Here is a 26,164-nt window from a genome sequence, read left to right as displayed (position 1 = left end):
TCCTTAAAACAACGCGGCAGCCTTGCTGAGCGCGATCCATACGCCGATCAGGAACGGAACGCCGACCAGGGCCCAGGCCATCACACCCACGATGCCAAACCCGCCACGCGCTGCCTGATCGGCATTCGCGGTAACGTGCGGGGCCTCGTGTTGCAGCGAACGTTCGTGTTCGAGCTCCGCTTCGCTCATATGGTGCGCTTCCTTGACCGGCCTGACCATTAAATTGGCGATAAGGCCAATCAGCAACAGGCCGGCCAGGATATAGAGCGTACGGTCGTAAACGAGGTTCTTGGCCACGCCGGCATCCAGCTGCGCCTGACGCAGGGCGGCAATCAGGAACGGCCCCACCACGCCGGCCACCGACCACGCCGTCAGCAGGCGTCCATGAATGGCGCCGACCATTTGCGTACCGAAAATATCGGCGAGGTAGGCCGGTACGGTGGAAAAACCGCCGCCGTACATGGAAATGATCACGCACGCGACGATCACGAAAACGCCCGCGAGCCCCATGTGACCGAGCGTGGGCAAGCTGCAATACAGCACGATGCCCAGCAGGAAGAACACGACATACGTGGTCTTGCGGCCGATGAAATCCGATGCCCACGCCCAGAAGATGCGACCGAGGCTGTTGAATAGGCTGAGCAGGCCCACCAGCCCTGCCGCCGCGGCAACGATCGATGCTTTCTGCGCCGTCGTCAGTGCGGTTGCCGCAGCGAGGCCCAGCAGCCGCCCACCAAACACCTCCTGGAACATCGGGCTGGCCATCGCAAGCACGCCGATGCCGGCTGTCACGTTCATGCACAGCACGATCCAGAGCATCCAGAATTGCGGTGTTTTCCACGCGCGGTTCACATGCACGTGCTTGGTCGTGATGAGGCGGTTGCCTACTGCTGCCTCACCACTCCACCCCTGCGGCTTCCAGCCACTGGGCGGCACGCGAAAACCGAATGCCCCCGCCGACATGGCAATGATGTAGAGCACACCCATCACCATCAGCGTGTCGGCCACGCCGGAAATGCCGCCGCGCGTAAAGTGCGCCATCAACGCCACGGCGATCGGTGCGCCGATCATCGCGCCGCCGCCAAAGCCCATGATGGCGAAACCGGTCGCCATGCCTCGGCGATCGGGAAACCATTTGATCAGCGTGGATACCGGCGCGATGTAGCCGATGCCGAGTCCAACGCCACCTAATACACCGCACCCGAGAAACACCAGCCACAACTGATGCATCGATACGCCGATGCCGCCGATCAGCAGCCCACCGCCCCAGCACAACGCCGCAATAAAACCGGCCTTGCGTGGCCCGGCATGTTCCAGCCAGCCACCCCAGATCGCGGCGGAAATGCCGAGCATGGCGATGAAGGTTTCGAAAATATGCGTAACGGCGGGCACGGTCCAGTTGCACGATCGTGCAAAAAGCTGCGCGAAAAAACCCAGGCTTTCACAACTTTCCGCCCCCGGCACCAGCTTGCTCATCGGCAGCCAGAACACCGAAAAACCATACGCCATGCCGATACACAAATGGATCGCCAACGCCGCCGGCGGCACCAGCCAGCGATTGAAGCGCGGGCCTGCAACGGTACGTTCCCTTGCCAACCAACCCGACGCCGTTCCCCTCGGCGTGGCTACAGCTTCAGGCACGACAGTCATGCTCGTCTCCCATGCAGTTTCAACCAGGGACAACAACCAACCTATCGCGTTGGCGACAAGCGCGACTGTAGCCTAAAAAGCGTAAAACCGGCGATCGCAATAATGCAGCCTTACCGCTTCGCAGCATGACATCGTCTACATTGAAGAGGGCGCCCGATCAAATGTGCACACGCAGGCGATTTTTTAACTGCCGTAAAACAAACACGACCGCTTCCGCGGTCGTGCAGTGCAATATCCAGCATGAAATATGACAGTAACGTGCGCTTGAAACGATCAGGGAACATCATCCGAATCGAGAGGCGCATCGGCATGCAGCTGACTGGGTGGCGGCACCGTGATCGGCTTCATCCCCGCGGCATGCAAATGCGCGTTGAGGGTAACCAAATCCGTACCGCGAATCGCCTGCCATTGCGTAACGGCTTTATCGAGATTCGCCTTGTACTCGGCGAACGCCTGACGTTGTCCATCGGTCGGCGCGCGATCGGCGCCTTCCACATCCGTGGCAATGGCGGTGAGCGCATCGTTCATGGCGTCCACGTTGGTGGACATTTCGCCTTCACCGGAAACCAGCGCATCGGTTTTCGTGCGCACGGCGTCGATCTCCGCGCGCAACGATTGATGTACGGCATCGTCGCCCAGCTTTTTCTTCGCGTCATCGAGCTGATCGCGCACGGCATCGACTTCACCATCGGTTCGCCATATCTGCTGCAGGGCGGTGCCGACCTCACGCGAGAACGATAAACCTTCGGTCAATGCATGTTGATCCAGCGTGACGCGCGGATCGCCGATCACGTTCAGCGGTGCGCGATAGGACTTGCCGTCCACCGTGAGCACGACTTCGTACTTGCCTGGCACCACCATCGGGCCTTCCGGCGTAAGCGGCGTGTCCGAATCCCAGGTCGCTGCGATGCTGTAGCCATAGAGCAAAGCCTCCGGACGCGGGTAGCGCAAATTCCACACGAAGCGATGCGCACCTGCGCTCGCACTGAGTGTTTGCGGCGAACCCAGCCAGCCCTTCTGGAAATAACGCTGGGCCGGTAAATCCTCCGGCTTGTCGGCGCTGGAGAAGTGACGCACCAGATTGCCATCGCTATCGCGAATATCCAGCGTTACCGGCCCCTTGGCCGCGCTCGCCAACTGATAATCGATGATGGCGCCGGCGGGCGGATTCTTGCCAAGCGGCTCATCCGGTGGCAGCGGTGTGTCTCTGTTTTCATTAGCACGCACGCGCACGGCGGTGGCCGGTGTATAGAGCATGGTCTGGTGCGCGACGCCGGCCTGACGCAAGGGAGTGATGTCGTCGAGAATCCAAATCGCACGACCTTGCGTACCGGCGACCAGATCGTCGCCATGTATCGCCAAGTCGCGCACCCACGCAGTGGGCAAATTGTGTTGCAGCGATTGCCAATGCGCGCCGTCGTCGAATGAAACGAACACACCGCGATCAGTGCCCGCGAACAACAAACCCTCGCGCTGCGTGTCGGTGCGCACCACGCTGACGAAATCATCTTGAGGCAAGCCGGCAGAAATATCCGTCCAGGTTTTGCCGTAATCGTGCGTGCGCCACACATGGGGACGGAAATCGTCCTGACGATGGTTATCGACCGCGGCGTAGGCTGTGCCCTGCTTCAATGGCGAAAGGTCGAGCGAACTGACGATACCCCAGGCCGGCAGATCCTTCGGTGTGACGTTTTGCCAACTCTTGCCATCATCGCGCGTGAGCTGGATGGAGCCGTCGTCCGTGCCGATCCAGATTTCGTCGTTCGTGAAAGACGATGGCGCGATGCTGTAAATCACCCCAAAACCGCAATCGCGTGCCTGTTGCGCATTGGGGTTGCCCTGGCAGCCGGTGGCGCCTTGCTTCTTCGCGCTGAGATCGGGACTGATCACGTCCCAGTGCTGGCCTTGATCGGTGCTGCGGAACAACACCTGTGCGCCGAGATACAGTGCGTAAGGCGGCTTGGCTGAAAACGCGATCGGAGTGATCCACGTGTAGTGGTATTTGAATTCGGTGGCGCGCTGGCCGTAACTGCTTACCGGCCACGGCGCGACATTCTGCACGACACCCGTGCGGCGATCCCAACGCGATACGCGTCCACCAAGGCCGGAGCCGAAAACGAGATTGGGATCATCCGGATACGGTACATCGTAGTCACGTTCATCGCCCCCGACCGGACGCCAGTCGCGATAGGAAATCGCACCGTAATCGCTCCGGCTGGCAATGCCTACCGTGCCCGAATCCTGCTGGCCTGAATAAATCCAATAAGGGAACTGATTGTCCGTGGCGAGGTGATAGAACTGACCAGTCGGCTGGTTGTACCAACTGCTCCACGTGTTGCCGCCGTTGACAGTCACGACCGCACCCTGATCGCTCGCCGCGATCATGCGTTGCGAATCGCGCGGATCGATCCACAGGAAGTGATAGTCGTCGCCGCCCGGCGCACCTTTGAAGATGTCCCAATGCTTGCCGCCATCGTCGGAACGACGAATCGACTGCCCGGCGGAATAAATTCGATCGCGATCCTGCGGATCGGTCGTGATGCGACTGAAGTAGTCGTTCGGCAACCACGATTCATGGCTGACCGCCTGCCAGCTCGCGCCGCCATCGTCGGAGCGGTACAGGCCACTATCCTTCCGCGGGTTGGCCGAGTTCACTACCGCATACACGCGATTCCCGCTCGCCGTTGCGATACCGATGCGCGCCAGCGTACCGCTCGGCCAACCGCCGCCGCTGATACGTTTCCAGGTCACGCCTCCATCCGTCGATTTGTACAGCCCGCTTCCCGGTCCTGCATTCGGCTGAAAATACGACAGCCACGGATAATTGCGTACCTGCCACGCTGCGGCATACACGATGTTCGGATTGGACGGATCGGCCGCCAGATCGACCACGCCGGTGTCGGCATCGATGGACAACGTCTGCGTCCAGGTTTTGCCACCATCGGTGGAACGGTAAACGCCACGTTCTTTATTCGGCCCGAAATAATGGCCAAGCACGCCGACCAGCAGCGTGTTCGCATCATGCGGATCGACCACAATGCGGCCGATATGCTTGCTCGCCGTGAGCCCGATGTGCTGCCACGTCTTGCCACCATCACTGGAGCGATACATACCGTTGCCGGCCGCCACGTCATAACGCGCGGCAACCTGGCCGGAGCCGGCATAGATCACGTTGGGGTTGGACGGAGCCACAGCCATCGCACCGATCGGCGCCGATGGCATGCTGTCGAATGTCGGCTGCCACGTGCGGCCAGCATCGCTCGTCTTCCAAACACCGCCGCCCGCCGTGCCGATGTAGAAGGTATCCGGTCGGCTGGGATCGCCCGCGGCCATGGTCGCCCAGCCGCCGCGGAACGGGCCGACCAGACGCCATTCCAGTGCATCGCTCACGCTTGCCATCGGCCGCGTGTCCGCATGCAGAGGCATGGCGCCGGCGAGCAGCCATGCGCTCGCGATGACTGAAAGAGAACCAAGAAAAAAGCGTTTCGACATGATGAACTCCCCAGCAAGCAAAGGACGTTTGCGTTGTCAGTACGTCAACGCAAAGCCGGTATACCAAGTTCTACCAAACGCGGGCTCCAAGCCATTTTGCCAAACGCGATCGAAGTAATGGCGATTGCCAAGATTGCTGATGCCAGCCAACAAGCGAAGCGAGTGATTGAGCTGCCAATCGGAGGCCAGATCCACCACCGTATACGCCGGAATACGCGCCGGCATGAAGGTTTCGCCGCTGCCGTACGACGCATCGGAATCCTGCCAGTACTGCGCCGCGGACGAGACAGCCGTCAGGCTGAGCTTCACGCGCTCGTTGCGCCAGGTGACGCCGGTTTTCAGAAGATAATCCGGCGAGAAAGCCGGCGTCTTGCCGACCTGTCCCGGAATACTGCTCCCAGTGAATCGCGCGTTGAGCAGGCTACCGTTGATAAAGGCTTCAAGATGCTGTCCCTCGGTCGCCCAGTGCGTGGTGGCGAAGAAGTCGTAATCGAGCTGACCTTCCACACCACGGCTGCGCGTATCGCCGGTGTTTACTTCGATCGTGTCGATGGCATTGATGTATTGCGTTTCCAGGCGATTCTTGAAATCGATCCAGAACGCGCTCACGTCGTAATACAAGCCCGTTACCGGCGCGCCGTGCACGCCCGCTTCCCACGAAACCGACTTGGAAAGCTGCGCGTCATGCCCCGGCACCAGATTGCTGAAGGGCGATGCGATGTCGAAATAACGCAACGGGCGCCAGCCTTGCGACACGTTGAAATACGTTTCGTTGCCATGCCCGAAATCATTGCCCAATCCCAAGCCAAACAGCGGCAGATGGCGACTGTCCGATTCGTTGATGAGCGGACGCGACAGGAATGGCGGCCGTACCGTTTCGTCCACCGCAATGTGCTCATTCTCAAGCCGCACGGAAGGCACGAAATGAAAACGGTATGGCAAACGGAACACGTTTTCGGCAAACAGCGATTGGTATTGCGTGGATCGTTTCTCGTTCAAGACCTGCGTGCCGCTGTGATCGTCACGCGTCACCATCAGGTCCGGATTGCTCCATTGACGGAACGGATCGTTGCCATGGAACAACACTGTGCCCACCGTGAACGCATTGCCGTGTCCCCAGTTCTTGCGCAGGCGTACATCGGCACCGTACGTACGGAAAGCTTCATCCTGCAGCGTGGTGCTGCTCGGCGGTGGCGCTCCCGGCAGCTGTGGATTGGCCGCGCGGCTGACCAGATCCTGGTACGTAAACCAGAGCTTGGCTTCCAATGACCAGTTGTTGCCGAAATCATGCGTATGGCAGAGCACGAGCTGGTCGCGGTTCACCCAATCGCGGTTGTAAGGCGTGGTGATCGTTCGCGGATCCTGCTCCCATTGCGTATAGCTCAGCCGGCCCGGATCGCCGGAGACCGCACTGATGGCGTGGAAATCCAGCCACCATTGCTGATGTTCGTCGGGACGATAGGCCAGATAAAAATCGGCTTGGCGATTCTGCGAACCATCATTGGCACGCGTACCGTCGCTATGCACGTAACCGGCATCGACACGGAATGCCCACGCGCCCTGGTTGCGCTCGATGGCGTTATAGCTGGAGAACAAACCATGCTCGCCAACCACATTTTCAGTGGTCATGGTGAGCGGCGTGCCCGGGGCCGGCCGCTTCGACACCACGTTGATCACCGGTGCCGGCTCCGGCCCATACAACAAGCTCGAACCACCACGGATCAACTGGATCTCCGACAGGCTTTGCGTCATCGGAAAGGCGTACAACGTAGGAAAGCCGATCCAATCGCCCTCCATGGGGATGCCGTCCTGCATCACCAGTACGAATTCCGATTCCTGCGGATTGCCAATACCGCGATAACTGAAGTTGAACTGCGTTGGCGTGGGCTGTTCGGAAACCAGCACGCCCGGCGTGCGCGCCAGTGCCTGATTGAGATTATTGCCGATCACCGTGGGCTGGTTATCCAGATGCGTGACCGTGGTCTTCTTGGTCACGGTGATCTTGGGACCATCGACCTCAGGCATCTGGTACATCAGCTTGGCTTTCTGATATTTCCTCCAATCCTCGGCATGCACGTTCACCGCCGGCAGATTGGTGGTTTTCCGGGTGCCCTGACTTTGACTGGCATCGTCCTGCGCATGGGCCGGAAGGCAAGCGAGCGACATCAGCAAAGCCAATGAAAGAATCGTTCGACGCAAGTGCAGCATGCGGCATCCAGGTAAGGGCGGGGCAGCCGTGTTTTATCGCGCATGGTAACGCCCTTGACCATATGCCATCGGTTTACCCTTTGGATTTGCGCGCGCTAGCGTTACATTGCGGCATCCGCCCCCTCTTCCTGCATGGGAGAGCGTCGGGTGAGGGGTCGAGGCGCATAGAGGGACAATGCGTTGGACGTGATGCCTCGCGCTATGTTGTCGCGCATGCGAAGCGTTGCGCTGGATGCCCTCACGTCGACCTTCTCCTCGAATGTGAAGATGGGGCAAGCCATCGCCCCCACCGAGATATCCCCGTGCGCCTGCGTCATCTCGTCCTACCGATACTGGGCATCGCCACCGCGTTTGCTGCTCACGCCACCGTCGATCCTTCGCTATTTCAGAGCCTGCACTGGCGCCTGATAGGGCCGTTCCGTGGCGGCCGCGTGCTGGCCGTGAGCGGCGTTCCCGGCGACGACCGGCATTTCTATTTCGGCGCCGTCGATGGCGGCGTGTGGAAAACCAACGACGCCGGCCGTACCTGGCAGCCGATCTTCGATGGCGAAAACGTGGGTTCGATCGGTGCGCTCGCACTGGCACCCTCGCGGCCGGACACGATCTACGTGGGCACCGGTGAAGCGGACATGCGCTCGGATATCGCGCATGGCAACGGCATGTACAAATCCACCGACGGCGGCAAAAGCTGGACGCACCTCGGCCTGGACGATAGCCGGCAGATCGGCCGCATCCTAGTGGATCCTCGCAACCCTGATGTGGTGTATGTCGCGGCGCTGGGCCACGCCTATGGCCCGAATGCCGAGCGCGGCGTGTTTCGCTCCACCGACGGTGGGCAGCATTGGGACAAAGTGTTGTTCAAGGACAACGATACCGGTGCCATCGATATGGCCTTCAAACCGGGTGACCCGAACACAATCTACGCCGCGCTGTGGCAAACGCGTCGGCCGCCGTGGAGCGTTTATCCGCCTTCCAATGGACCGGGCAGCGGCCTGTATGTCACGCACGATGGCGGTTCGCATTGGGCGCAGGTCCAAGGCAATGGCTTTGCCGCGCATCCTGGCCGCATCGGCCTGGCCACCGCGCTGAGCGACCCCAATCGCGTGTATGCGCTGGTGGATGCACCCAATGGCGAGGGCGGTCTTTATCGCTCCGACGATGGTGGCTCGCATTGGAATCATGTCACCGATGACCAGCGCATCTGGCAGCGCGGCTGGTATTTCAATCGCCTGACCGTCGACCCCAAGAACGCCTCCCGCGTCTGGGTGATGAACACTATCGTGCTGCGCTCGGATAACGGTGGCAAACAATTCATCGCGCTGAAGGGTGACCCCACGGGTGATGATTTCCACGAAATGTGGATCGATCCGACCAATTCGAATCGCCAGATCCTTGGTGTGGACCAGGGCACGCTGATTACGCTCAACGGCGGCGCCACCTGGAGCAGCTGGTACAACCAGCCTACTGCGCAGATCTATCACGTCAGCACCGATAATCGCTTCCCCTATTGGGTGTACGGCGCGCAGCAAGATTCCGGCGCCGTGGCGCTGCCCAGCCGCGGCACGAGCAGCGACGGCATCACCATGGCGCAGTTCCATGAAATCACACCAGGCGGCGAAAGCGACATGATCGCGCCCGATCCGGACGATCACGACATCGTGTACGGCGGTCGGGTCGACAAGCTCGATATGCGTACCGAGCAAGTGCGCAGTATCGACCCCACCCTGGCGTATCCCGCTGCGCATTACCGGGTCGCATGGACGCTGCCGCTTGCGTTCTCCAAGCGCAACACCAAGGTGCTCTATTTCGCGAACCAGCGCCTGTTCCGCACGGCCGATGGTGGCGATCATTGGGCGCCGATCAGCCCCGACCTTACCCGTCCCGACGCGGGCGTGCCGTCCAACCTTGATGCGCCCACTGCTACCGATGACGATCACGTCGACAAGCGGCGCGGTGTGATCTACACCATCGCACCCTCCCCGCTCACTGCAAAAACGTTGTGGGTCGGCACGGACGATGGGTTGGTATGGCGCACCGATGATGAGGGCACTCACTGGAGCAATGTAACGCCGGCGGCGTTGACGCCGTGGTCGAAAGTGGGCGGTATCGAACCGTCGCACTTCAGCCCGAACGTGGCCTATCTGGCCATCGATCGCCATCGCCTGGACGATGACGCACCCTACATCTATCGCACTGAAGATGGCGGCAAGAACTGGACGCGCATCGACAGCGGCATTCCTTCCAACAGCTTCGTCAACGTTGTACGCGAAGACCCGGAGCGCAAAGGCCTGCTATACGCCGGCACCGAGAAAGGTATGTATGTCTCGTTCGACGATGGCGCGCATTGGCAACCGCTGCAGCAAAACCTGCCGCCGACGTCGGTACGTGATATCGACGTGCACCAGGATGACCTGGTGATCGCCACGCATGGCCGCGGCTTCTGGATCATGGATGACATGACGGCGCTGCGGCAGATGAATGGCGCAAGCACAACGGCCGTGACGCTGTTCAAACCACAAGACGCCATTCGCGTGCGCCGCGCCGCGTTCACCGGCACACCGATGCCGAAGGACGAACCGGCCGCACCCAATCCGCCCGATGGCGCGATCATCGATTACGCATTGCCCGTGCATGTGAAAGGCCCGGTCACGTTGGCGATACTCGATGCACAGAACAACAAAGTGCGCAGCTTCAGCAGCGAAGACAAGCCACCGATGCTCGATCCGACGAAACTCGAGTTTGCGCCGGAGTGGGTGCCCATTCCCACGCCCTTGCTCACCACGCCAGGGATGCATCGTTTCGTGTGGAACCTGCGTTACGCGGCAAAGGGTCAGGCGCAATCGCACAGACGCGGCAAAGATGGCGTATGGGCGCCGCCGGGCCAGTACACGGTAGAACTCGCCGTGGATGGACACACCTATCGGCAACCGCTCACGATCAAACCCGATCCGCGCGTGACCGTTTCAGTGGCCGCGATGCAGCGTGAATTCGAACTGGCCAGCAAGGTGGAAACTGCATCGGCGCAAGCGTCCAGCGCGGCTGCCGAAGCCAAGCAATTGCTGAAAGCCCTGGAGGACAGGCAAGCGCACACCAGCGGCGCGCTGCACGATCAGGTCACCGCGTTGATGACGCACACATCCGACATCTCCGGCATGCCTCTGCACGAAGATCCGCGCGACAGCGTTGGTGCGCCGCCACGTCGCACGGACAGCCTGCGTGCCTTATCGATGAATTTCCAGAAATTGCTCGGCGCGGTGGACGATGCAGATGCCGACCCCAGCCCCGATGCGCAATCGTCTTATACGACATTGACGCAAACGCTGACGACGTCGCTGAACACCTGGCAGAACCTGAAGCAGCACGATCTGGCCGGGCTCAATGACAAACTGAAAGCGGCCGGACTGAAGCCCATTACGCTTTGAACCCTGCGCACTTCCCTCTCCTCTTTTTGGGGGGAGGGAGGATGACTCAACGCTCCGCCAACCGCGCCTGCACTTCCGCATAAATCCGCGCGCGCTTGGCGGAGAACCAGCCCAGCACGCCCGTCACCGGCATCGGCTGCAAGCCGGCAAGGCGTGCATGGGCAACGCGCAGCAAATGCGCGCGATGAAATTCCGCAAACGCCTCTGCAAGCACCGGATTACGAAACGGCGATTCCACGTATTCATCCAACGCCGTACCCAACACGGCAGCAGCGCCTCGCGCGATATCGAGGTTGGCGCGCACCACACCCACCTCGCCAAGCGGCACGTCGTACGCCGCTTCGATGGCGTCGGCGAGCTGGCGAAATTCGGTCGCATGCAGGGGGCGGCAATAAATCGGCGTTTTGGCACGCGCAAGCAGCCATGTCTGATCCGCACGCGCGAGCGCGCCGGAGTTGTTGATGGCCGTATCGAGCGCATCGTTGTAGCTGTAACCGTATTCGCCCATCAGTTCGATGGCCAGTTCTTCGCGCACCATCGGCGCATTGCGCCGCGCACCATCGCGACCGTACCAGCGAATATATTCGGGCGTGACCTGAAGAAAGCTCCCGCGCGGCGGACGATTGAACAAGCGCTCTTCAGCTTCGCGATGAATATGCGGATGCACGGCCTTCATGCCCGACGCGCGCGCGGCGAGCAGGCGATCGAGCAGCACTTCGGCCGTCACCAATACATCGTGATAATCGCCAAACGCACTGTCGTCGTCGACATGCGCAAAGTAGACAAAGCGAATATGCCGCATCACGCGCGCGGCACGGCGTGCCCGTTTGGCCGGATCGTTAAACCGACGCTTCCAGGCACGCCCTTCCCGCGCAGCCTGTTTGCCATGAGCGGAAGGAAGATCGTTCAGCAATTTGCCCACCTCACGGTCGGATACCGCTGTGGTATCCACCGCCTCGCCATTGAACGACCGCGTTGAAAAATCCGATTCACACACACCGATACCCTCGCACGAGGAGCCGCTGACAAAACGTAGCGAGCGGTCGCCGGGCGGCCGCGCAGTCGTTTTTCGAGGCTCTAACCACAAGCGCGCGACGACCTCGTCGCAGCGCATGAAGAATCGCCAGAACATCTGCCACGCCTCGGCAGCGCAACTGCCCGCTAACGGCCGCACACGACCGTACGCACCGATGCACGAGCGTCGGCACGCTGCGAACAGCGTTTGCGAATACCTTCGCGGTGAACGGATCGGCCAGTGGGGAAGCCAGCCGATGCCTCAAACTCCATGCGCCAGGATCAGGCCAAATCCGTCTGACATGGCACGCAACCGTGCCCTGCTCGATCCATGCATGCTGAAAGCCGTCCGCTGCGAATGCCGAGGGGGAATTGCTTCGCGGGACTGCATACACCTGTAATCGCGTCCGCCGAGATGGCAAACGGTCTACGGGCGTCCTGGGAAGCGCCCATTATAACGACAATTCGTTCACAAACGTTAAATTTCGTGACTAATGGCCCATGCCTTTTCAAGCATACGTATGCACCGGCCGTAGCTATTCCGTGGGCGGCCCCTTCAGCTCGACCATGTTGCCTTGCGGATCAAAGAGATAGATAGACGGCCCCGCACCCTTGGCCCCGTATCGGCTACCTACTTCGCCCACGTGGACACCATGCGCCTTGAGGTGGTCCACGATCGCCGCTTCGTCATAACCGGCCACGCTCAAACACAGGTGGTCCATGTTGTGCCCTTCCGTGCCAGGGCCGGCGCCGCCCTGTCGGCCGAGCTTGCTATCGAGGCTGATCAGATCGATGAGGGAATCGCCGGCGCGCAATTGCACCAGGCCGATGTCGTCCTGGCGCCGCTCCACGGTGCAGCCGAGCACGTCGCAATAGAACGCCTGCATGATGGACATGTCGTAGGCGCGCAGGACCACATGGTCCAGTCGTTCGATACGAAATGGAGGCTTGTTCATGTTTTCTGCTCTAGCCGGTATTGCCCTTCCCCTTTCGGAGGATGGGGATGAGGCATGCTCGCGACCGCAGTGGTCAGCTTCATGAATCACTGCAGCTAACCGTTGCGTGCTGCGCATGGATTTCAAGGCGTAGCGCCCCCTATCCGTTCCGGCGGCAGGGGGATTTATAACCACCGCCTCAGGCTATAATTAACACCTTGACGTACATGGTGGGAGAAGCGGGCAAACACCCGCTGCCGAAGGCGCAACGCCCGTAATCGCTCAGGCCCCATACCGCCGTGGATAAAACTCTGGAGAGACCGGTTCGATCCGGCGCCGAAGGGGCACGAAGCGACAGCTTCCAAACTCTCAGGCAAAAGGACAGAGGGGCGCCCCGCGTGCGGCCTGCGCGCGTTCTTCGGACGCCTTATCCATGACCCAGAACACCACCCCCTCGCTGCGCGAACTTGAGCACCACGACGCTTTCATCGAGCGTCACATCGGCCCGAACGATGCCGAGATCGGTCAGATGCTGCAGGCGATCGGCTACGGCTCGCTGGAAGCGATGACCGATGCCATTGTGCCGGGACAGATCAAATCCACCCACGCACTGGCGCTGCCGGAAAGCATCACGGAAGAACAAGCGCTGGCGAAGATCCGCGCTATCGCCGGCAAGAACAAGGTGTTCCGCAATTTCATCGGCCAGGGTTACTACGGCACGCTCACGCCGAACGTTATCCTGCGCAACATTCTTGAGAACCCCGCGTGGTACACGGCCTATACGCCGTATCAGGCGGAGATCTCGCAAGGTCGCATGGAAGCGCTGATCAACTTCCAGACCATGGTCGCCGACCTCACCGGCATGGACATCTCCAATGCCTCGCTGCTGGACGAAGCAACCGCGGCGGCCGAGGCGATGACGCTGGCCAAGCGCTCGGCGAAATCCAAATCCAACGTGTTCTTCGTCGCCAGCGACGTGCACCCGCAGACGCTGGAAGTGCTGCACACGCGCGCCGATGGCGTGGGCATCCAATTACACGTGGGTGACGCGGCAGACGTTGCCAGCGTGGACAGCTTCGGCGTGTTGTTGCAGTACCCGAACACGTACGGCCAGATTCACGACTACCGCGCAATGGCCGAGGCCGTGCACGCACGTGGCGGCATAGTTGCGGTTGCCACCGACCTGCTCGCACTTACGCTGATCGCCTCGCCCGGTTCGTGGGGCGCGGATATCGTGATCGGCAACAGCCAGCGCTTCGGCGTGCCGTTTGGTTTCGGTGGCCCGCACGCGGCATACCTGGCCTGCCGTGACGCGTACAAGCGTTCGATGCCGGGCCGGCTGATCGGCGTATCGGTGGATGCGGAAGGAAAGCCTGCCTATCGCCTCACGCTGCAGACGCGCGAGCAGCATATCCGTCGCGAAAAGGCCACCTCCAACATCTGCACCGCACAGGTGTTGCTGGCGGTGATGGCGAGCATGTATGCGGTGTATCACGGTCCGGATGGCTTGAAGCGCATCGCACACCGTACGCATCGCTACACCGCCATTCTCGCTGCTGCATTGCGCCGCGCCGGCATGACGGTAGGCACCGATTTCTTCGACACGCTGCACATCACCAACGTCGATGCCGACGCCATCCATGCCAAGGCAGTGACCCAAGGCATCAACCTGCGTCAGATTCATGGCCAGAGCGTGGGCATCAGCCTGGATGAAACCACGACGCGCGCCGATGTGCTGGCGATCGCCGGGCTTTTCGGCGCCGAGATCGTCGACATCGATGAGGCAGATGCCACAACGCCGGACGAACTACCCACCGCGCTGCTGCGCAAGGACGCCTTCCTGCAGCACCCGGTTTTCAACACGCATCACAGCGAGCACGAACTGCTGCGCTACATGCGCATGCTGGCCGACAAGGACCTGGCGCTGGATCGCAGCATGATTCCGCTCGGCAGCTGCACCATGAAGCTCAACGCCACCGCCGAAATGATTCCGGTGACGTGGCCGGAATTCGGCCAGATCCATCCGCTGGCCCCAGCCGATCAGACCCAAGGCTACAAGCAACTCGTCGACGAGCTCGAAGCGATGCTGGTGGAATGCACCGGTTACGACGCAGTAAGCCTGCAGCCGAACTCCGGCGCGCAAGGTGAATATGCCGGCCTGCTCGCCATCCGCGCTTATCACCGCTCGCGCGGCGAAGAGCGGCGCGACATCTGCCTGATTCCCGAATCCGCGCACGGCACCAACCCGGCGTCGGCGCAGTTGTGCGGCATGACGGTGGTCGTTACCAAGTGCGATGGCAACGGCAACGTCGACGTCGAGGACATTCGCGCGAAGGCCGAGAAGTATTCGGACCGTCTGGCCGCGCTGATGATCACCTATCCCTCCACGCACGGCGTGTTCGAGGAAGACGTGGTGCGCATCTGCGAAATCGTGCATCAGCATGGCGGCCAGGTGTACACCGACGGCGCCAACATGAATGCGCTCGTCGGCGTCGCCAAGCCGGGCAAGTGGGGTTCGGACGTTTCGCACCTCAACCTGCATAAGACTTTCTGCATTCCCCACGGCGGCGGCGGCCCGGGCGTGGGCCCGTGCGCGGTGAAATCGCATCTCGCGCCGTTCCTGCCGCGCACGCTTGGCGGCGATGGCAAGGTGGGTATGGTGAGCGCAGCCAGCTTCGGCAGCGCGAGCATCCTGCCGATCTCCTGGATGTACGTCACACTGATGGGCCGCGAAGGCTTGCGCAAGGCCACGCAGGTGGCGCTGCTCAATGCCAACTACATCGCCACGCGCCTGGCTTCGCACTACGGGACGCTGTACACCGGTCGCAATGGCTTGGTTGCACACGAATGCATCCTCGACCTGCGTCCGCTCAAGGACAGCACCGGCATCAGTGCCGAAGACGTCGCCAAGCGCCTGATCGATTTTGGCTTCCATGCCCCGACGTTGAGCTTCCCCGTCGCCGGAACGTTGATGGTGGAGCCGACGGAAAGCGAGTCGCTGCACGAACTCGATCGCTTTATCGACGCGATGATCCAGATCCGCGAGGAAATCCGCGCCATCGAAGACGGCCGTCTCGATCGCGAAGACAACCCGCTGAAGAACGCTCCGCACACCGCCACCATGGTGACCGGCAGCGAGTGGACACACACCTATCCACGTGAACTGGCCGCCTTCCCGCTGCCAAGCCTGAAGCTGCAGAAGTACTGGTCGCCGGTCGCACGCGTGGACAACGTCTATGGCGACAAGAACGTCATGTGCGCGTGCATTCCGCTGGATGCGTACAAGGAAGAGGCTGAGGTGTAAACGCTTCGCCCTTCCTCCCTTTTAGGGGACTTGAGTTGGAGGGCAATTTGCAAATGGTTCGTCGCTCCGGCGTACGCCGGGGCGACGGACGATCTGGTATCACGATCCAACGCGCGCTTGCGCTTAGGCCGCCCGCGTTTCCGGCTGTTGCGGAACCGGGCAATGCAAGCTTGCGCACACCACGCGCAGCAGTTCTTTTTCGGTCGACGTCACGACGCCATCCGCGCGAATCGCGCTGAGCAGACTCTGGATCACGATTTCCTTGGCTACGGGAAGCAAGCCGTCCAGATCATCCAACGCGCGATCGAATTGGACCTGCCATTCCACTGGCAAGGTCTGCCAGGTAAAGATTCCTCCCGGGAAGGCCTCGTTCATCGCAGCCTGCCATGCGCGACGCGCGCCCGCATCATCGTCGCTGCCGTACACCGCCACGACCGCACACACCAGCGCGACACTGTCACGGCACGCCGGTAATTTCTTTTGGCCTTCCGCGCGCGCACTGTTGGGTTTCGCGGCTTCACGCAGGTACATGCGCAAAAGTCGCACAAGGCAGTATTCATCCAGCTCTACTCGCGGGTCGACATTGACCACCGCATCAAGCGTCCCGCGCAGCGTTTCCAGGCGTCCGGGAGCAAGCTGCTTCAACGCCGGCAATGACAGCGCGACGAGTGGCATGCGCTGCGAAGGTGTCAGCGATTGCTCATCGAGGACCAGCGCTTCGACAGCACTCCAGACATCATCGCCAAGTGCATCGGCAATGAGGCGCTGCTGCGCAGGGCGCACGTCTTCATGCGCCGACACGGCGAGCGCCAGCGAAAGCGCGAGTGCCGGCTCGGGCTGGCGCGCAGCGCGGATCAAACTCGCCGGAATACTTTGATGCGTCGCGCTAGCGTGCTGAAAAGCACCTTGTTGCGGCGCCGTGGCAACTGGTGTCGCCGCCGCAGCCGCAACCGATGCATCGACGATGGCTGGCGCCGCAACGACGGCAGCGCCGGGCCATTCGAGCGGCGGCAATTCCTTCTTCTCCTCAGGCTGCACGTCGTCGGTGTGGTCTTCGGGTGGCGGCGGCGTCAGTGTCTGCTTCAACTTCTCCAGTTCCTGCGCGCGGAACCATGGCTCCAGCGTGCGGATGCGCTGCATCAGCGGCGGATGGGTCGCGAACCAGGAATTGAACGCGTCCACCTCGCCGAACATCATGTGCGCAACCTCGTGGCGGTTCGCTACGCGCAGTAGCGAACCCTCCGGGATCACCGCGATTTTCTTCAACGCGCCAGCGATGCCCGCGGTCTGTCGTGTAAATTGCACAGCGGATGCATCGGCCAGCGATTCGCGCTCACGCGCCACGGCGGACTGGATCAGTCGCCCGAAAAAATAACCGATCGAACCGATGACGATCAGCGCAAGACCCGCCATCCAGCTGAAGGCTTTGCGAGAGAGCTGGCGTTCGGACTCCGACCAGGTCGCGCTCGCATCAAACCATGCGAACTGCCGCCCGATCACGGACAACGCCATGATGCCGAACAGCAATCCCATCAGGCGAATGTTGAGCCGCATGTCACCGTTGAGCACATGGCTGAATTCGTGCGCGATCACGCCCTGCAGTTCGTCGCGCGTGAGGTGATCCAGGCATCCCTGCGTCACGCAGATCGCCGCATCGGAGGGCGAATAACCCGCGGCAAATGCGTTGATGCCCGCTTCCTGCGGCATGACATAGATGTCCGGCACCGGCGTGCCGGACGCGATGGCAACCTCTTCAACGACATTACGCAGTTGCTTGAGCTGCGCGTCGTCGACGTCGGGCGGCACGGGTATGCCACCGACCCCTTCCGCAACCGCTGAACCACCTTCGGAGAGCGTCTGGATGCGAAAGAGTGCGCATCCGCAAATCAAGGCCAGCGTACCCAGCGTGGAGAAAACGAGCAACCGGTGCCGATAACCTACCGGATCTGCCGTCCAATGCCAGCCAAACACCAGCAATACCAAGACATCCACCGCTACCACGATGGCGACAATGGCCAGTGCAAACAACCCTACAAGCAGGTGCGTGCTAGTGCGAACCTGCGCCTGTCTGGCAAAGAAATCCATGACGCGCTCCCCTCGCCCATCGATGCGATATGCAGTCCGTTGGATCGATCAGGCGAACGAAACTTTGGGCGCTTCACGCACGCTATCGTCCACATGCAGCGATTGCGCCGGTGTAAAGCTGAAACTGCTGGCAATGAACGAGCCGGGAAATACTTCGCAGCGATTGTTGTACGTCATCACCGCGTCGTTATAAGCCTGCCGAGCGAATGCGACACGATTCTCGGTCGAGGTGAGCTCCTCCGATAATTGCATCATGGTCTGATCGGCTTTCAGATCCGGATAGGCCTCGCTGACGGCAAACAACCTTCCAAGGCTTTGGTTCAAACCATTTTCCGATGCAGCGAGCTGCGCCATCGCGGTGGGATCACCGGGATTGCTCTTTGCATCGGCCAGACCTTTGACGGCGGCGTTGCGCGCCTGCATTACCGCTTCGAGCGTACTGTGCTCATGCGCGAGATAGGCCTTGGCTGTTTCTACCAGGTTGGGAATGAGGTCATGGCGCCGGGTGAGCTGCACATCGATCTGCGCAAACGCGTTTTTATAGCTGTTGCGCGCAGTGACCAGACCGTTATAAAGCGAGACGATATAAACGACGATCAGCACGACGATCGCCAAAAAGACGAACAAGCCCATCGGTTTTCTCCCCCTGTGGCGTTGCTCACGCCATCACTGGGACAGAATACCACACGGCTCTGCCGCCCAAGGAAGTGTTAGCGCTCAACCTCGCCTCGGGTCGATAGGAGCACCCGGAGCCGGGTCCATACCCCCGTGCCCTTTGCTTGCGACCGTAGCGCCAGAAAGACGCTCTTTGCGCGTCTGTTCCTGACGATCGCGGTTGAGATGCGTGCCGCCTGCCTGGTACGTGCGACCGTTCTCCGGCTCCGGTAACGACGCTTCACCGCCAACGGGATTGCCCAAGGCCTCGCCGCCATCGCTATCGTCAAAACCGTGATGCGGAAACGCCTGTCCCGTGCCACTCACGCGACCGGCACCGCCCTCTTTTTGCAATGCGCGGGTTTCGGTAAGCAACGCTGCGGATGCATCGCCGTTCTCCCGGCGCGCAGCCTTTCTCTCTCCACCACTGCTGCGTTTGCCGGTTGCTTGATGACCTGCCATGACGTTTGCTCCGATCGAGGAAGGCGCACAGATTGAACCTTCACAAGTAAGCATCACGTGGATTTGTGGTGCATGCATGCGCCCTCGCGAGAGAGAGCGAGGCGCCTGCTTAGTTGGTTACGTTCGTTGGCGATACCTGCTGCAAGGGTCCTACGGTTACATGACCGGCCCATCCCTCGAACACCGCTGGCGCCCGGCGATCGATCGTCGTGGAGACTTGTTGCAAAGGAGGGCACGCGGAAGGAGCGCTGTTCGGCTGCGCCAGCGTACCCATCCCTTCCATGCAATACGTGGAGCCACCCTTGTTCATGCGCGCCAGCCACTTCATGCCATCCTCATAGCGTTGCTCCGCACGCGCGGCGGCTGTCACATCGGCGTAGACAGGGCGCATTTTCTCCAGCAACGCATCGGCGGCGAGTCGTTCCGCATGCGACGAGGCTCTGTAAAGCTGCTCATAAGGCGCGCGAAAACGCGAATCGGAACGCTCCGCCGCAAGCGTCAACCAAGCCAATGCCAGCGGGCGATTACGCGACTGATGATCGCCGTTCAAAGCCATGACGCCCAACACATATTGCGCCGGTTTACTGGCCCAACTGGCCGCCGTGGTAAAGAAGTGCACCGATTCGCTGTAACGGTGCTGGCCGTAGGCCAAACCTCCAAGGCAATAGTAATAATCGCCAGGAAGAAACCGCTCCTCGCCTATCACACAATGCGCAGCGGCAAGATCGGCATCGCTAGGCACATAATCGCTACTGCTGGATGAAGGCGGGGCCTGCTGGCCCGCGTACACCGACGTTATCGACAGAACAGCTGAAAACAGCAATACCATCCACAGGATTGCAGATGACCTTTGCATGACACTCCCTGGCCAAACGGCATAAGACACGCCTTAGTGTAACTGGGTTTATTGCGTAAGCAGGATGATCACGTTTTTGCGAAGCGCTTATTGAAGTACGGGCATGTCATTGGAATGGCTGGCATGGCGAATGCGGCTGCTTTCGTGCGTCGACGCCGCACCACTCCGGATGGTCGTAAGGAATGTAGTTATCCCAATACCAAGGGAAGCAGATATTCCCAAGCGCCGCCTCAATCAGGTAAGGAAAAATCGATTCGGCGTTGGCGCTGTTGCTAAGCATCAGCAGGCAATCGCGCGTTCTCTCCATGCATGCCAATAGGTTGTTGGTTCCATCATCGTGGCCTTCCTTGAACCAGATCGTACCTTTCGGTGATTGGTATGTTCCGATACCGAGTGCATAACTTAGCGCCATGCCATCGTTTCGGTGGTGTCGGGCAACACGATGGGAGGAAACTGCTGCACGCTGCGAATGCGTATTTCAGGTCTCAACCAGGTGGCATCGGTCGCCGGCTTCAGGCCATCGCCGCGCACCATGGTGGCAGCGAGCTGCGCGTAATCGTGCACGGTTGTCTCCATCGAGCCCGCTGCTTTGACACGCGTGCGATGGTCGTGGCCAAGCAGCTTGCCGGCCTAGTCGTAACCCAGCGCCACATTGTCGGCAAACGCGTTACGCCAGACCAAAGACGTGCGTGACATGCCAAAGCGCTGGAATAAATGCGTGGCCATGTACTCGCCCACATCAACACCAGCACCCTCCTCGACCACAAACTGCAGAAGATTGATGCCCTCCCTCGAATAGATGTACGCAAGGTAACGCCTTTCCATCACCCTCATCCAATGCTGCAACAGGGGTTTGCAGCGCATAAAAAAGGGTCGCTCAGGGCGACCCTTTTTTATTAACCAGGATGGATCAATCAAGCAAACGGATCATCCAACACGATCGTGTCTTCACGATCCGCACCCGTCGCCACGATCGCCAGCCGGCAACCGGAAAGTTCCTCCACGGCGCGCAGATACGCACGAGCAGCGGGCGGCAGTTTGTTCCAGTCGCGGATACCGGCGGTGGACTCGCTCCAGCCTGGGAATTCCAGATAGACGGGTTTGCATTCGGCCCAGCCATCGGCATCGAGCGGAGCAAGTTCGCGACGCTTGCCGCGATATTCGTAGGCGATGCAGACCTTGATGGTATCCAGGCCATCGAGCACATCGAGCTTGGTGATGGCCAGGCCATTGATACCGTTGATTTGCACAGCGCGCTTGAGCGCCACCAGATCGATCCAGCCGCAACGACGCGGACGGCCGGTACTGGCGCCGAATTCGTTACCGACCCTGCGCAAACGCTCACCCATGTCGTCGTTCAGCTCGGTCGGGAACGGGCCGCCGCCGACGCGCGTGGCGTACGCCTTGCAAATGCCGAGCACATAGTCGATATCGCCCGCACCCACGCCGGTACCGGCCAGCGCGCCGCCGACGGTGGTGTTGCTGCTGGTGACATACGGATAGGTTCCGTGATCGATGTCGAGCAGTGCGCCCTGTGCGCCCTCATACAGAATGTTGCCGCCTTCCTTGCGCACGTCATGCAGGATGGTGGCGACGTCATCGACCATCGGGCGGATGAATTCGCCATAGGCAATCGCGTCGTCGAGCACCTTCTGGTAGTCAACGGGTTCGGCTTTCAGCCATTGCGTGAGAATAAAATTGTGGTACTCGACGGCGCACTTGATGAGATCGGGCAGCTCGTGCGGATACATCAGGTCAGCGACGCGTACGCTGCGACGGGCGACCTTGTCCTCGTAGGCCGGACCGATGCCGCGACCGGTGGTGCCGATGGCCTTGCCGCCGGCGGCGACTTCGCGCGCCTTATCCACGGCGATGTGGTACGGCATGATCAGTGGCGTGGCCGGGCTGATCTTCAGGCGCGAACGCACGTTGATGCCTTGCGCTTCCAGCTCTTCGATTTCCTGCTTCAGCGCGGCCGGCGACAGCACCACGCCGTTGCCGATCAGGCACAGCGCATCGTCGCGCAGGATGCCGGAGGGAATCAGATGCAGCACGGTCTTCTTGCCCTTGATGACAAGGGTATGGCCGGCATTGTGACCGCCCTGGAAACGCGCCACCGCGCCCACGCGCTCGGTCAACAGGTCGACGATCTTGCCTTTGCCTTCGTCGCCCCACTGTGCGCCAAGAATTACGACTGACTTGCCCATGATCTATCTCGCTCTAAAAGACGTTCCGATCGGCGGAACGGGAAAACTGTCTAGCGCGTGGCCATGGCCGCGCGGGGAAATGGACTCAATGCACCAACCGCAACGTAATCAGACCAATGCCGATAGCGATGGCACCAAACGTGCGCAACGTGCGCGGCTGCATGTTCGATGCCTCGCGCATGATGTTCTGCCAACCACGCGGTGCGGCGAACAGAACCAGGCCTTCGATCACTAGTACCAGGCATAGCGCTGCGTAAAAATCGCGTGGCATGGTCGTGCTCAATGCTTGGCCGGCGCGGCGGCCGGGTTGCCGAAGTAACGCAGAAATTCGGAATCCGGCTTGAGGATGATCGTGCCTTTGCTATCGCCGAAAGCCTTCTTGTAGGCCTCAAGGCTGCGATAGAAAGCGAAGAATTCCGGATCCTGGCCATAGGCCTGCGAGTAAATCTGCGCGGCCTGCGCGTCGCCCTCGCCTTTGACTTTGTCCGCATCGGCTTGGGCATCGGCACGAATCACCTGCGCCTGGCTATCGACGTTGGCCTTGATCACTTGCGCCTGCTGCTTGCCATCCGCACGAATGCCCGCTGCCTGCTGCTGTCGCTCGGTTTGCATGCGCTTGTAGACCGCTGTCCTGATGTCATCGGGAAATTCGATGCCCGTAATGCGTACATCCACCACGGCGATACCCAGCGTTTTCTGCGTCTGCTGGTTGGCCTGCTGCCTGGCGCTGTTGGCGATATCGCCCTGCCCGCTGCCAATGAGTGCCTCGAGCGTGTGTGCATTCACAATGCTGCGCAGTGCATCGCTGACGATCGGATTGAGGCGCTGACCCGCCTGCAATTCATCGGCGCCGGTGGCGCGGTAGTAATCGGCGGCGTCGGCGATGCGCCATTTCACGTAGTAGTTGACGTTGATGCTCTGCTTGTCTGACGTGGCATAGCGCTGAGGTGCGCCATCGAAGGCGAGGATGCGCTCATCCAGCGTCAATGCCTGCTGCAGCAGCGGCACCTTGGCATGCAGCCCCGGTTGCCGATCGGTGCGCAGAATCTTGCCGAACTGCAACACGAGCACGCTCTGGCCTTCGTCTACGGTATAGAAGCTGTTGAAGCCGAGCAGGATGAGCAGAACGATGATGATCGCAGCGGTGGTCTTCATGGCTGCTTCTCCTTGTCGGCATCCTCGCCGGCGGTATTGCTCGGCGCAGCCGTACCGACACCCGGCAGATTGGTAACCGCCGGCGCTTCCGTGTGGTCGTTGCCGATATTGATCACGCTGCGGCCGTCGGAACCGTCGATGACCTTGTTGCTGGCGTGGAGAATCTCCTCCATGGTTTCCAGCCACAGGCGGCGGCGGGTGACATCCGGCGCAGCGCGGTATTCCTTAAGGATGAGATTGAAGCGTTCGGCATCGCCCTGCGCACGCGCGACGCGCTCGGCCTTATAAGCATCGGCGTCGGCGGCCAGTCGCCGTGCATCGCCGTTGGCACTGGGAATTTCCTGGCTGGTGCTGGTCTTGGCCTGATCGATCATGCCCTGGCGATCCTGGCGTGCAGCGATCACATCGTCGAACGCGTCTTTCACTTCCGGCGGCGGCGTCACCGCCTGGAGGTTTACGTCGGTGACATGCAGGCCGCAATCGTAGGTATCCAGGGTGTGCTGGAGCTGGTCGCGCACCTGCTGCTGGAGCGCCGCCAAGTGCGGTGTGGGGGCATTGCTCTCGCCCTGGCCGGTGAGGATGTCATCCATCGCCTGTGCACCGACCACTGCACGCACGGCAGCCTGCGCCGCCTCGTTCAGGGTGCCGTCCGGGTCGCGGGCGTTGAACAGGTATTTCTTGGGATCGGTGACCTGGTACTGGACGTTGAAATCCACCGAGACAATGTCCTGGTCGCGGGTAAGCAACCGAACTTGATCGGTCATGGCGCGCACGCGCGAGGTGGCCACCGGCTGTACGGTTTCCATCGGCGCAGGAAGCTTCAGGTGGAACCCCGGATCGACGGTGCGCGCATAGGCACCGAAGCGCAGCACCACGCCTACTTGGCCGGCACCGATCACGCTGTAGCTGGTGAGCAACAGCCAAGCCAGCACGATCGCCACCACGATGGTGAGGATGCCGCCTGGACCGCCCAGCTTACCGATGCGCTTGAACACATCCTTGAGCGCGCTCTGCACACCTGGCTTGCCGCCAGCACTGCGTTTGTTCTTGTTCCATGGATCGCGTTGCCCGTTGCCGGGTTCGTTCCAGGCCATGGTCAGTCTCCTTGAGGCCGCTGGGAGGCCGGCAACAACGGCCGGAAAACGCTGGGTTCGGGATGGGACATGGTGACGGATAGTGGGCGTGCAAGCACCCGATAGGGGTGACGCACAAACGGTCGCATTCTAGCAGAGACGGTCCAAGTTAAGGCCGCCTCGTCGTCCCGTCGCTGCCTTTCCTGCGGGCAGGGGTGGGAATGGCAGAGGCTTTGGCTATTGGCCATGGGAAGTAAGGCTGTGATGGAGGTTCACGGAGCGGATTGCCGCCCCACCGCCACCATTAGGGGAAGCAAGCAATGGCTGGCTGCTCAGGCGATTTCATCTGGATTACCCAGCAGCCCTCGCAGCAACGCCACATCCTGCCCCTGCCCACCGGTCAACGGCGCAAGGACGCTACGCGGTGCATCGATGCGCAGTCGCCAGCCGTCCTCGTCGATCGCCTCTGCGGCAATGGCGCCGGCCGCGCGCAGCCGGGCATGCAAACGGCCAGCGGAAAGCGGCAAGCGCAGCTCCGATTGCACACGCTCGCCACCCAGGCATTCGCCCAAGGCCTCGCGCAGCAGATCCAGCCCCACGCCGCTGGCCGCCGACAGCCACACTTGCTGTGGCGTACCGGCGGCGTTGCGCACGATACGCGGCTCACCGCCAGTGAGGTCGATCTTGTTCATGATCTGCAGCTGCGGCACGTCGCCGGCGCCGATTTCTTCCAGCACCTGATCGACCACCCCGTGCAGCCGCTCGCGCTCTTCATCGGCCGCGTCGCTGACGTGCAGCAGCAGGTCGGCATCGCGCGCCTCGGCCAACGTGCCACGGAAGGCGGCGACCAGATCGTGCGGCAACTCGCGGATGAACCCTACCGTGTCGGCCACCACGGCCGGCCCGCAACTGAGGTCCTCAAGCCTGCGTACCGTAGGATCGAGCGTGGCGAACAACTGGTTGGCCGCGTAGACGTCGCCCTGCGTGAGCACATTGAACAGCGTGGATTTACCCGCATTGGTGTAGCCCACCAGGGCCACCCGCGGCACGGTATTGCGCAGGCGCGCGCGACGCTGCTGGCTGCGCTGGGTCTGCACTTTTTCCAGACGCTTGGTGAGCATCTTGACGCGCTCGCCCAGCAGCCGGCGGTCGGTTTCCAGCTGTGTTTCGCCGGGGCCGCGCAGGCCGATGGCACCACCGCGCTGGCGCTCCAAGTGGGTCCAGCCGCGCACCAGGCGGGTGGCCAGGTGTTTGAGTTGGGCCAGTTCCACTTCCAGCTTGCCTTCGTGCGAACGGGCGCGCTGCGCGAAAATATCCAGGATGAGCCCGGCACGATCGACCACGCGCACGTTGAGCAACTTTTCCAGGTTGCGCTCTTGCACGGGGGATAAGAGGTGGTCGACCAGGACGACGTCCGCCTCCAGTGCGCGCACGGCCTCGCCGACCTCATCGGCCTTGCCGGTGCCGATGTAATAACGTGGATTGGGCGTTTCCACGCGCGCAGGAATACTTGCCAGCACTTCCGCGCCGGCAGACTTCACCAGTTCGACGAACTCGTCCGCGCGCTCCGCCGCATCGTCCTCTCCCCGCGAATGGGGGAGTACCAGCACGGCTCGCTCGCCTTTCTTTTGCCTATCAAACAGAGTG

The 26,164-nt window shown here is 61.1% G+C and carries 19 protein-coding genes and 1 riboswitch; of the genes, 2 read left to right on the top strand and 17 right to left on the bottom strand.

Going from position 1 to position 26,164, the window contains the following annotated elements; all coding sequences use genetic code 11:
* Positions 1–3 precede the first annotated feature (3 nt).
* The 3 genes from DWU98_RS12435 to DWU98_RS12425 all read right to left on the bottom strand — a co-directional run bounded on the left by DWU98_RS12435 (position 4) and on the right by DWU98_RS12425 (position 7,350).
* The gene (locus tag DWU98_RS12435) at positions 4–1,650 is read right to left on the bottom strand and encodes an OFA family MFS transporter (protein ID WP_115495894.1); all 1,647 of its coding nucleotides are present in this window, start codon (positions 1,648–1,650) and stop codon (positions 4–6) included.
* 273 nt (positions 1,651–1,923) lie between these two features.
* The gene (locus DWU98_RS12430) at positions 1,924–5,142 is read right to left on the bottom strand and encodes a WD40/YVTN/BNR-like repeat-containing protein (protein ID WP_115495893.1); all 3,219 of its coding nucleotides are present in this window, start codon (positions 5,140–5,142) and stop codon (positions 1,924–1,926) included.
* Positions 5,143–5,178: 36 nt separating this feature from the next.
* Positions 5,179–7,350 carry a TonB-dependent receptor family protein gene (locus DWU98_RS12425; RefSeq protein WP_115495892.1) on the bottom strand — a complete coding sequence of 724 codons (2,172 nt, stop codon included), beginning with the start codon at positions 7,348–7,350 and terminating at the stop codon, positions 5,179–5,181.
* A gap of 302 nt (positions 7,351–7,652) precedes the next feature.
* Here DWU98_RS12425 and DWU98_RS12415 point away from each other — a divergent pair, with 302 nt between their 5' ends.
* Positions 7,653–10,772, top strand: a complete 3,120-nt coding sequence (locus tag DWU98_RS12415; RefSeq protein WP_115495890.1) for a WD40/YVTN/BNR-like repeat-containing protein — start codon at positions 7,653–7,655, stop codon at positions 10,770–10,772.
* A 46-nt stretch (positions 10,773–10,818) separates the two neighbouring features.
* Here DWU98_RS12415 and DWU98_RS12410 read toward each other — a convergent pair whose 3' ends face one another.
* Entirely contained in the window at positions 10,819–11,904 is a 1,086-nt protein-coding gene (locus DWU98_RS12410; protein ID WP_115495889.1) for a hypothetical protein, read from the bottom strand.
* Between the two features lie 418 nt (positions 11,905–12,322).
* Positions 12,323–12,742 carry a VOC family protein gene (locus DWU98_RS12405; RefSeq protein ID WP_115495888.1) on the bottom strand — a complete coding sequence of 140 codons (420 nt, stop codon included), beginning with the start codon at positions 12,740–12,742 and terminating at the stop codon, positions 12,323–12,325.
* A gap of 280 nt (positions 12,743–13,022) precedes the next feature.
* A riboswitch (glycine riboswitch) is annotated at positions 13,023–13,116 on the top strand.
* Between the two features lie 38 nt (positions 13,117–13,154).
* On the opposite strand from DWU98_RS12405, the gene gcvP reads away from it, so the two are divergent.
* The gene (gene gcvP, locus DWU98_RS12400; RefSeq protein ID WP_115495887.1) at positions 13,155–16,025 is read left to right on the top strand and encodes an aminomethyl-transferring glycine dehydrogenase; all 2,871 of its coding nucleotides are present in this window, start codon (positions 13,155–13,157) and stop codon (positions 16,023–16,025) included.
* 123 nt (positions 16,026–16,148) lie between these two features.
* On the opposite strand, the gene DWU98_RS12395 is transcribed toward gcvP, so the two are convergent.
* From DWU98_RS12395 to hflX, 12 genes are all read right to left on the bottom strand, one after another.
* Positions 16,149–18,110, bottom strand: a complete 1,962-nt coding sequence (locus DWU98_RS12395; RefSeq protein ID WP_115495886.1) for a M48 family metallopeptidase — start codon at positions 18,108–18,110, stop codon at positions 16,149–16,151.
* A gap of 48 nt (positions 18,111–18,158) precedes the next feature.
* Positions 18,159–18,743, bottom strand: a complete 585-nt coding sequence (locus DWU98_RS12390) for a LemA family protein (RefSeq protein WP_115495885.1) — start codon at positions 18,741–18,743, stop codon at positions 18,159–18,161.
* Positions 18,744–18,827: 84 nt separating this feature from the next.
* Positions 18,828–19,226, bottom strand: a complete 399-nt coding sequence (locus tag DWU98_RS12385) for a hypothetical protein (protein ID WP_115495884.1) — start codon at positions 19,224–19,226, stop codon at positions 18,828–18,830.
* Between the two features lie 109 nt (positions 19,227–19,335).
* Positions 19,336–20,082 (bottom strand): hypothetical protein, encoded by a 747-nt coding sequence (locus DWU98_RS12380; protein ID WP_147293311.1) that lies wholly within the window; start codon positions 20,080–20,082, stop codon positions 19,336–19,338.
* Positions 20,083–20,188: 106 nt separating this feature from the next.
* The gene (locus DWU98_RS12375; protein ID WP_115495882.1) at positions 20,189–20,494 is read right to left on the bottom strand and encodes a hypothetical protein; all 306 of its coding nucleotides are present in this window, start codon (positions 20,492–20,494) and stop codon (positions 20,189–20,191) included.
* Entirely contained in the window at positions 20,485–20,658 is a 174-nt protein-coding gene (locus DWU98_RS21970; RefSeq protein ID WP_158545043.1) for a hypothetical protein, read from the bottom strand. Before DWU98_RS21970 ends, DWU98_RS12375 begins: the two co-directional genes overlap by 10 nt.
* A 54-nt stretch (positions 20,659–20,712) precedes the next feature.
* Complete coding sequence (locus tag DWU98_RS12370) at positions 20,713–20,907, bottom strand: serine hydrolase (RefSeq protein WP_115495881.1); 195 nt, start codon at positions 20,905–20,907, stop codon at positions 20,713–20,715.
* 89 nt (positions 20,908–20,996) lie between these two features.
* Positions 20,997–22,289, bottom strand: coding sequence for an adenylosuccinate synthase (locus tag DWU98_RS12365; RefSeq protein WP_115495880.1), 1,293 nt, complete (start codon positions 22,287–22,289; stop codon positions 20,997–20,999).
* An 85-nt stretch (positions 22,290–22,374) separates the two neighbouring features.
* Positions 22,375–22,560, bottom strand: coding sequence for a DUF2065 domain-containing protein (locus tag DWU98_RS12360; protein ID WP_115495879.1), 186 nt, complete (start codon positions 22,558–22,560; stop codon positions 22,375–22,377).
* An 8-nt stretch (positions 22,561–22,568) separates the two neighbouring features.
* Complete coding sequence (hflC, locus tag DWU98_RS12355; RefSeq protein WP_115495878.1) at positions 22,569–23,444, bottom strand: protease modulator HflC; 876 nt, start codon at positions 23,442–23,444, stop codon at positions 22,569–22,571.
* Positions 23,441–24,538 carry an FtsH protease activity modulator HflK gene (hflK, locus tag DWU98_RS12350; RefSeq protein ID WP_115495877.1) on the bottom strand — a complete coding sequence of 366 codons (1,098 nt, stop codon included), beginning with the start codon at positions 24,536–24,538 and terminating at the stop codon, positions 23,441–23,443. The genes hflC and hflK overlap by 4 nt, the downstream gene beginning before the upstream one ends.
* 311 nt (positions 24,539–24,849) lie before the next feature.
* Positions 24,850–26,160, bottom strand: a complete 1,311-nt coding sequence (hflX, locus tag DWU98_RS12345; RefSeq protein ID WP_115495876.1) for a ribosome rescue GTPase HflX — start codon at positions 26,158–26,160, stop codon at positions 24,850–24,852.
* Between the last annotated feature and the right edge of the window lie 4 nt (positions 26,161–26,164).

Source organism: Dyella monticola, assembly GCF_003363155.1.
GTDB lineage: Bacteria > Pseudomonadota > Gammaproteobacteria > Xanthomonadales > Rhodanobacteraceae > Dyella_B > Dyella_B monticola.
The sequence above is the reverse complement of the archived record's forward strand: the minus strand, read 5'-3'. Positions and strand labels throughout refer to the sequence as shown.

Excerpts from the sequence above, each read along its gene's own strand:
- DWU98_RS12360 (WP_115495879.1), bottom strand. The coding sequence starts at position 22,560 with ATGCCACGCGATTTTTACGCAGCGCTATGCCTGGTACTAGTGATCGAA.
- hflC (WP_115495878.1), bottom strand. The coding sequence starts at position 23,444 with ATGAAGACCACCGCTGCGATCATCATCGTTCTGCTCATCCTGCTCGGC.
- DWU98_RS12380 (WP_147293311.1), bottom strand. The coding sequence starts at position 20,082 with ATGCAAAGGTCATCTGCAATCCTGTGGATGGTATTGCTGTTTTCAGCT.
- DWU98_RS12425 (WP_115495892.1), bottom strand. The coding sequence starts at position 7,350 with ATGCTGCACTTGCGTCGAACGATTCTTTCATTGGCTTTGCTGATGTCG.
- DWU98_RS21970 (WP_158545043.1), bottom strand. The coding sequence starts at position 20,658 with ATGGAGACAACCGTGCACGATTACGCGCAGCTCGCTGCCACCATGGTG.
- DWU98_RS12395 (WP_115495886.1), bottom strand. The coding sequence starts at position 18,110 with ATGGATTTCTTTGCCAGACAGGCGCAGGTTCGCACTAGCACGCACCTG.
- DWU98_RS12385 (WP_115495884.1), bottom strand. The coding sequence starts at position 19,226 with ATGGCAGGTCATCAAGCAACCGGCAAACGCAGCAGTGGTGGAGAGAGA.
- DWU98_RS12375 (WP_115495882.1), bottom strand. The coding sequence starts at position 20,494 with ATGGCGCTAAGTTATGCACTCGGTATCGGAACATACCAATCACCGAAA.
- DWU98_RS12430 (WP_115495893.1), bottom strand. The coding sequence starts at position 5,142 with ATGTCGAAACGCTTTTTTCTTGGTTCTCTTTCAGTCATCGCGAGCGCA.
- DWU98_RS12435 (WP_115495894.1), bottom strand. The coding sequence starts at position 1,650 with ATGACTGTCGTGCCTGAAGCTGTAGCCACGCCGAGGGGAACGGCGTCG.
- DWU98_RS12405 (WP_115495888.1), bottom strand. The coding sequence starts at position 12,742 with ATGAACAAGCCTCCATTTCGTATCGAACGACTGGACCATGTGGTCCTG.
- DWU98_RS12390 (WP_115495885.1), bottom strand. The coding sequence starts at position 18,743 with ATGGGCTTGTTCGTCTTTTTGGCGATCGTCGTGCTGATCGTCGTTTAT.
- DWU98_RS12410 (WP_115495889.1), bottom strand. The coding sequence starts at position 11,904 with ATGTTCTGGCGATTCTTCATGCGCTGCGACGAGGTCGTCGCGCGCTTG.
- DWU98_RS12365 (WP_115495880.1), bottom strand. The coding sequence starts at position 22,289 with ATGGGCAAGTCAGTCGTAATTCTTGGCGCACAGTGGGGCGACGAAGGC.
- DWU98_RS12370 (WP_115495881.1), bottom strand. The coding sequence starts at position 20,907 with ATGGAAAGGCGTTACCTTGCGTACATCTATTCGAGGGAGGGCATCAAT.
- hflK (WP_115495877.1), bottom strand. The coding sequence starts at position 24,538 with ATGGCCTGGAACGAACCCGGCAACGGGCAACGCGATCCATGGAACAAG.
- gcvP (WP_115495887.1), top strand. The coding sequence starts at position 13,155 with ATGACCCAGAACACCACCCCCTCGCTGCGCGAACTTGAGCACCACGAC.